The following is a 6,430-nucleotide window of genomic DNA, read 5'->3' as shown; positions in this document are numbered from 1 at the left end:
CCGCGCCCTGGCCGGGAAGCGGCGGCCTGCTTTGCGCGGGGATTCGACGAACGGCAGCAGCCCCCATGGGGTGGGCGTCGTGGCGGCGCGATCGGTAGCCGGGGAGGGGCGGCGACGGCGCCAAGGCATGGACCTTGCTGAACTTGCATGGGGCCGGGAAGGTCCGTCCCAGAGCGGGAGGATGCGGCCGGCGGCACGGCCGCGCGCTGCATTTCCCCGTGTTAGTCTTTTGGATTCTCATTCGCTTCGCCGTCCGCACCGGTTGTTCGCGGGCGGCCCGAAACGTGGAGATCGGCCCATGTCCCGCCCGATCGATCCCGGTCTGGCCGACGCGGCCATTGCTGCTTGCGGTGATGCCTCGGCCAGGGCCCTGCTCGATGACTGGTTGAGCGAGCGCGAAGCCCGTTGCGCGCTCTTTCTCGATGTCGACGGTACCCTCCTGGATATCGTCGAGAGCCCCGACGCGGTGCGCGTCCCCGACGACCTGCGCACCGCCCTGCAAAGCCTGCACCGCCGGCTTGACGGTGCCCTGGCGCTGGTCAGCGGACGCCCGCTGGCGCAGCTCGACGACCTGTTCGCCCCCCTGCGCCTGCCGGCCAGCGGCGGCCACGGCGCGCAGTGGCGCCTGGCCGGCGGGCAGCCCATGCGGCAATTGCCGGCGGCCCAACTCGGCGCGGCGCAGCGCGAACGCCTGCTGGCCCTGGCCCGGCGGCACCCCGGCGTGCTGGCCGAGGACAAGGGCAGCAGCCTGGCCCTGCATTACCGCGCCGTGCCCGAGGCCGGCCCGGCCCTGCGGGCCGCCCTCGACCGGCTGCTGCGCGGCCCCGACGGCGCCGGGCTGCGGCTGCTGCCGGGGAAGATGGTGTTCGAGGTGCTGGCCCATGCCAGCGACAAGGCCCAGGCCATCCGTCGCTTTCTCGGCGCGCCGCCCTTCGCCGGGCGCCGGCCGCTGTTCATCGGCGACGACCATACCGACGAGCCGGCCCTGGCGCTGATGCCGCAGCTGGGTGGGCTGGGCCTTTCGGTCGGGCGCCCGGCCCCCGGCGCCCGGGCCGTCTTTGACCATCCGCGAACGGTACGCGAGACACTCATACAGGCCACGAGGAGGACACAGGCATGAGCGGCAAGCACAACGGCGCGCTGGACCTGGGGCTGATCGGCAACTGCCGCGTCGCCGCCCTGGTGAACCGGCAGGGGCGCCTGGTGTGGTGGTGCTACCCGAACTTCGATGGCGACCCGGCCTTCTCCCGGCTGCTGGCCGGCGAGGAGGAGAAGGGCTTCTGCGACGTGCTGCTCGACGGCATGGTCAGCAGCCATGCGGAGTACCAGCCGAACACCGCGATCATCCGCACCACCCTCACCGACGCCGCCGGCAACGCCGTGCGCATCACCGACTTCGCCCCGCGCTTCCCGCAGTACGGCCGCTATTTCCGCCCGGCGCAGCTGTGCCGGCTGGTGGAGCCGATACAGGGGCTGCCGCGGGTGACCCTGCGCATGCGCCCGACGCACCACTACGGCAAGCCCTGCGAGGCGGTGGCCGGCTCCAGCCACATCCGCTACCTGGGTGGCGACCAGGCGCTGCGCCTGACCACGGATGCGCCGCTGTCCTACGTCATGCAGGAAACGCCCTTCGCCCTCAAGCACCCGGTGAGCCTGGTGATGGGCGTCGACGAGCCGCTGGACGAGTCCCCCGAGCAGGTGGTCAGAAGCTTCCTCGAACGCACCCGCGCCGGCTGGTACGAGTGGGTGCGCTCGCTGGCCATCCCCTTCGAATGGCAGGACGTGGTGATCCGCGCGGCCATCACCCTGAAGCTGTGCAGCTTCGAGGAGACCGGGGCGATCATCGCCGCGGTGACCACCTCGGTGCCCGAGGCGCCGGGCACCCAGCGCAACTGGGACTACCGCTACTGCTGGCTGCGCGACGCCTACTTTGTGGTGCTGGCGCTGAACCGCCTGGGCGCCACCAAGACCATGGAGCGCTACGTCGACTTCATCACCACGGTGGCGGTGGAGGGCGCCGAGCTGCGGCCGCTGTACGGGGTGGTTCCGGCCATGGACCTGACCGAGCGCATCGAGCCGGACCTGGCCGGCTTCCTCGGCCACGCCCCGGTGCGCGTCGGCAACCAGGCGGTGGAGCAGGTGCAGCACGACGTGTTCGGCTCGGTGGTGCTGGCGGTGCTGCAGAGCTTCGTCGACCAGCGCCTGCCGCACCCCGGCGACGAGGGCATGCTGCGCCTGCTGGAAAGCCTGGCCGAGCGCGCCGCGCGCTGCGCCTTCGTGCCCGACGCGGGCATCTGGGAATACCGTGGCCGGCAGCGCGTGCATACCCATTCGGCGATGCTCTGCTGGGCCGCCTGCGACCGCGTGGCGCGCATCGCCGCGCGCCTGGGCCATGGCGACTCGGCGGCGCGCTGGCGCAAGGAGGCCGCGCGCCTGCGCGAGGGCATCCTGCGCGAGGCCTGGAGCGAGCGCCGGCAGTCCTTCACCGGCAGCTTCGGCGTCGACGACCTGGACGCCAGCGTGCTGCTGATGCACGAGCTGGGCCTGATCGAGGCCGACGACCCGCGCTTCGTCGCCACCGTCGACTGCATCGGCCGCGAGCTGAACGTCAATGGCCACCTGCTGCGCTATGCCGCCCCCGACGACTTCGGGGTGCCGGAGACCGCCTTCCTGGTGGTCAAGTTCTGGTACCTGGACGCCCTGGCCGCCATCGGCCGGCGCGACCAGGCCCGCGCGCTGTACGCCGAGCTGCTGGCCGCGCGCAACAGCTTCGGCCTGCTGTCCGAGGACCTGCATCCGCACACCGGCGAGATGTGGGGCAACATTCCGCAGACGTACTCCATGGCCGGGTTGATCAACACCGCCATGCGTCTGTCCATGAGCTGGGAGGAGGGCCTATGTCGCGGCTTGTAGTGATTTCCAACCGGGTGGGCATGCCCGATGCCGAGGGCCGGCCCGCGCCGGGCGGCCTGGCGGTGGCGGTGGAAGCCACCCTGCGCGAGCGCGAGGGCCTGTGGTTCGGCTGGAGCGGCCAGGTGGCGGAGAACCCCGCGGAGCCGGTCACCCTGAAGAACGGCAACATCACCTACATGATCACCGACCTGCCGCCGCAGGACTTCCAGGAGTACTACAACGGCTTCGCCAACCGCGTGCTCTGGCCGATCCTGCATTACCGGGTGGACCTGGCCGAGTTCACCGAGGCCGACTTCGGCGGCTACCTGCGCGTCAACGAGTTCTTCGCCGAACGCCTGAGCCCGCTGCTGCAGCCGGACGACGTGCTCTGGGTCCACGACTACCACCTGATCCCCCTGGCCGTGGCGCTGCGCGAGCGTGGCCACCGCAACCGCATCGGCTTCTTCCTGCACATCCCGATGCCGCCGCCGGACCTGCTCACCGCGCTGCCGCACCACGAGGAGCTGGTGCGAGCGCTCACCGAGTACAACCTGATCGGCTTCCAGACCGAGAATGACGCCGACAACTTCGCCCGCTACCTGACCCGCGTGGTGGGCGCGGCCACCCCCGACTCGCGGCGCTTCAGCCTGGGCCACCAGCACTTCCGCGTCGGCGTGTTCCCGGTGGGGGTGGACGTGGAAGGCTTCCGCCGCCTGGCCGAGGAGGCCGAGCACGGCCCGCTGGCGGCCAAGCTGGAGGAGAGCCTGGTGGGCCGCGCGCTGATGGTCGGGGTGGACCGCCTGGACTACTCCAAGGGCATCACCAACCGCCTGGACGCCTACGAGCGCTTCCTGGAGAAGTACCCCGAGCGGCAGGGCCGGGTGACCTGCCTGCAGATCGCCCCCGGCAGCCGCCAGGAGATTCCCGAGTACGCCGAGATCGACGCCGCGGTGAGCGCCCGCGTGGGCCACATCAACGGGCGCTTCGCTGCGGTGTCCTGGGTGCCGCTGCGCTTCGTCAGCCGCAACCTGGGGCGCGAGGACATCGCCCTGGTCATGCGCCGCGCGCGCATCGGCCTGGTCACGCCGCTGCGCGACGGCATGAACCTGGTGGCCAAGGAGTTCGTCGCCGCGCAAGACCCGGCCGACCCGGGCGTGCTGATCCTCTCGCAGTTCGCCGGCGCCGCCGCCGAGCTGGGCGGCGCGCTCATCGTCAACCCCCATGACCGCGACGCCCTGGCCGACGCCATCGAGCGTGCCCTGGAGATGCCGCTGGAGGAACGCCAGGCGCGCCACCAGGAGATGTACTCGGTGCTGGAGGCCAACCACATCCGCTACTGGGGCCATGGTTTCATCGAGGCCCTGACGCGCCCGGCCGTGCCGCTGAACTGGCTGTCCAGCCGCGGCGCCAGCCAGCACTGAGGCAGCCGGGCAACGGCCGTGGGCGCCGCTCACGGGCCCCGTGGCAGGCGCAGGCGGGCGCGCAGGCCGCCCTCGGTGCGGTTGGCCAACTGCACGCTGCCACCCAGGCGCTGCATGATCATGGCCACGATGGACAGCCCAAGGCCCGCGCCGCCCTCATTGCCTTCGCTGTAGAAGCGCTGGAAGGCGCGCTCCAGGTGGGCCTCGGCGATGCCCGGGCCCTGGTCCTCGACGCTCAGCTCGAAGTGCGCGCCCTCCGCGCGCAGGCCGATGCGCACCAGCGCGCCGGGTGGGGAGAAGTTCACCGCGTTGGTCACCAGGTTCTGCAGGGCGATGCCGATGGCGCCGGCGTCGCTGTTCAGGCGGTAGTCGCCGGGCTCGATCTCCAGCACCGGCTCCAGGCCCTGGCGGAGCATCCAGGGGGTGAGTTCGGCAAGGGTGTCGGTGACCACCGCGGCCAGGTCCACCGGGGCGAACTGGCGCTGGGCCAGCTGCGGCTCGACGCGGGCCAGGGTCAGCAACTGGTTGACCACCCGGCTGAGGCGGTCGACGCCGCCGATGAGGAAGTCCAGGGCCTCGCGGCGCTCGGCCTCGTTGCGCGCCTGCAGGGCATTCTGTGCGTGCAGGCGGAGCACCGCCAGGGGCGTGCGCATCTCGTGGGCGGCATCGGCGATGAAGCGGTGCTCGCGGCGCAGCAGCGCCTCGAGCTGGCCGAGCAGGCGGTTGAGCGCGGCCTGCATGGGCTCCAGTTCCCTGGGCAGCGGCACCAGCTGCAGCGGTTCCAGGGAATCGGCGTGGCGGGCGCGGATCACCTTCGCCATGTTCTGCAGCGGCTGCAGGCCCCAGCCGATGGCCAGCCAGACCAGCAGCACCAGGGCCAGGCTGCCGAGCATGAAGGGCAGCAGGGTGTGGCGGACGATGCGCCCCACCAGGTCCTCGCGCACGTCGTCGCGCTCGCCCACCCAGATCAGCAGCTTCTGCGCCGGCACCGGCAGCAGGAAGCCGCGCCAGTGCCGGCCCTCCACCTCGTAGTTGGCGAACCCCGGCGTGCGCAGCGGCGCGCTGAAGGTGGGCGCGCTGGGCGTGTGCACCAGGATCTGGCCGTCCTCGCGCCAGACCTGGAAGGCCAGCTTGTTCTCGTAGGGGTGGCCGACGCGGTGCTTGCCGACCTGGCTCAGCGCCTCGTCGAAGGCGGCGTAGAGGTTGCGCCGCCCGGGCTCGTCCAGCGGCATGCTCATCACCCCCTGCAGCAGGCGGGCATTCTGCGCCAGGTGGGCGTCGTAGACCTCGGCGATCTCGTGACTGCTGTCGTGGTAGTTGTACAGCGTCAGCAGGGCGGTGCCGATCAGCAGCAGGGCCGTCACCCGCAGCAGGGTGCGCTGGCGCAGCGAGTTCATGCCTGGCCTTCCACCAGGTAGCCGATGCCGCGCACGGTGCGGATGAGCTCGCCGGAGAGCTTCTTGCGCAGGTGGTAGATGTGCACCTCCAGGGTGTTGCTCTCGGCTTCCTCGTCCCAGCCGTAGAGCAGCCGGGTCAGGCGCTCGCGGGTGAAGACCTTGCCCGGCTGGGCCAGCAGTTCGTGCAGCAGCAGGTATTCCTTGGGCGTGAGCACCACCGGCTGGCCGCGGTAGCTGACCTGCTGGGTGGCCGGGTCGAGGCTCACCCCGGCGTGCTCGATCAGCACCCGCGCGCGCCCGGCGCTGCGCCGCAGCAGGGCGCGCAGGCGGGCCTTGAGTTCGTCCAGGTCGAAGGGCTTGACCAGGTAGTCGTCGGCGCCGGCGTCCAGCCCGGCGATACGGTCCTCGGTGGCGTCGCGCGCGGTGAGGATCAGCACCGGCAGGTTGGCGCCGCCGGCGCGCAGGCGCCTGAGCACCTCGACGCCGTCCAGGCGCGGCAGGCCCAGGTCGAGCACCACGAGGTCGAATGCCTCGTGCTGCAATGCGTGCAGCGCGCTGGCGCCGTCCTTGAGCCAGTCGATGGTGTAGCCCTCCTGGCGCAGCCCGGTGCGTACCCCTTCGCCCAGGGCGCTGTCGTCCTCCACCAGCAGTAGCCGCATGCTCAGTCCTGCTTGTCCTTGATCGCCTTGAGTAAAGCATCGATTTCGCCGCGGCGGCCCT

5 protein-coding genes are annotated in these 6,430 nt (G+C 71.4%); 3 read left to right on the top strand and 2 right to left on the bottom strand.

The genetic code is table 11. From position 1 onward, the window contains the following. The first annotated feature begins 298 nt into the window (after nucleotides 1-298). The 3 genes from otsB to otsA are packed head-to-tail and all read left to right on the top strand — an operon-like array spanning nucleotide 299 to nucleotide 4,313. Complete coding sequence (gene otsB / locus DK254_RS32130) at nucleotides 299-1,120, top strand: trehalose-phosphatase (protein WP_109937078.1); 822 nt, start codon at nucleotides 299-301, stop codon at nucleotides 1,118-1,120. Continuing rightward, a complete protein-coding gene (locus DK254_RS32125; protein ID WP_109937077.1) occupies nucleotides 1,117-2,913 on the top strand; it encodes a glycoside hydrolase family 15 protein in 1,797 nt (598 codons plus the stop codon). The genes otsB and DK254_RS32125 overlap by 4 nt, the downstream gene beginning before the upstream one ends. After that, the gene (gene otsA, locus DK254_RS32120; RefSeq protein WP_109937076.1) at nucleotides 2,898-4,313 is read left to right on the top strand and encodes an alpha,alpha-trehalose-phosphate synthase (UDP-forming); all 1,416 of its coding nucleotides are present in this window, start codon (nucleotides 2,898-2,900) and stop codon (nucleotides 4,311-4,313) included. Before DK254_RS32125 ends, otsA begins: the two co-directional genes overlap by 16 nt. A gap of 29 nt (nucleotides 4,314-4,342) precedes the next feature. On the opposite strand, the gene DK254_RS32115 is transcribed toward otsA, so the two are convergent. Continuing rightward, entirely contained in the window at nucleotides 4,343-5,710 is a 1,368-nt protein-coding gene (locus DK254_RS32115; protein WP_109937075.1) for an ATP-binding protein, read from the bottom strand. Then, on the bottom strand, nucleotides 5,707-6,369 hold the full coding sequence (locus DK254_RS32110; protein ID WP_109937074.1) for a response regulator: 663 nt from the start codon (nucleotides 6,367-6,369) through the stop codon (nucleotides 5,707-5,709). The genes DK254_RS32115 and DK254_RS32110 overlap by 4 nt, the downstream gene beginning before the upstream one ends. Between the last annotated feature and the right edge of the window lie 61 nt (nucleotides 6,370-6,430).

It is taken from the genome of Pseudomonas sp. RW407, from assembly GCF_003176655.1.
GTDB classification, from domain to species: Bacteria; Pseudomonadota; Gammaproteobacteria; order Pseudomonadales; family Pseudomonadaceae; genus Pseudomonas; species Pseudomonas delhiensis.
This window is presented reverse-complemented; position numbering and strand designations above follow the sequence as displayed.

Bases quoted from the DNA above. Each gene is read 5' to 3' on its own strand.
- DK254_RS32115 (WP_109937075.1), bottom strand. From the start codon at position 5,710: ATGAACTCGCTGCGCCAGCGCACCCTGCTGCGGGTGACGGCCCTGCTG.
- otsA (WP_109937076.1), top strand. From the start codon at position 2,898: ATGTCGCGGCTTGTAGTGATTTCCAACCGGGTGGGCATGCCCGATGCC.
- DK254_RS32125 (WP_109937077.1), top strand. From the start codon at position 1,117: ATGAGCGGCAAGCACAACGGCGCGCTGGACCTGGGGCTGATCGGCAAC.
- otsB (WP_109937078.1), top strand. From the start codon at position 299: ATGTCCCGCCCGATCGATCCCGGTCTGGCCGACGCGGCCATTGCTGCT.
- DK254_RS32110 (WP_109937074.1), bottom strand. From the start codon at position 6,369: ATGCGGCTACTGCTGGTGGAGGACGACAGCGCCCTGGGCGAAGGGGTA.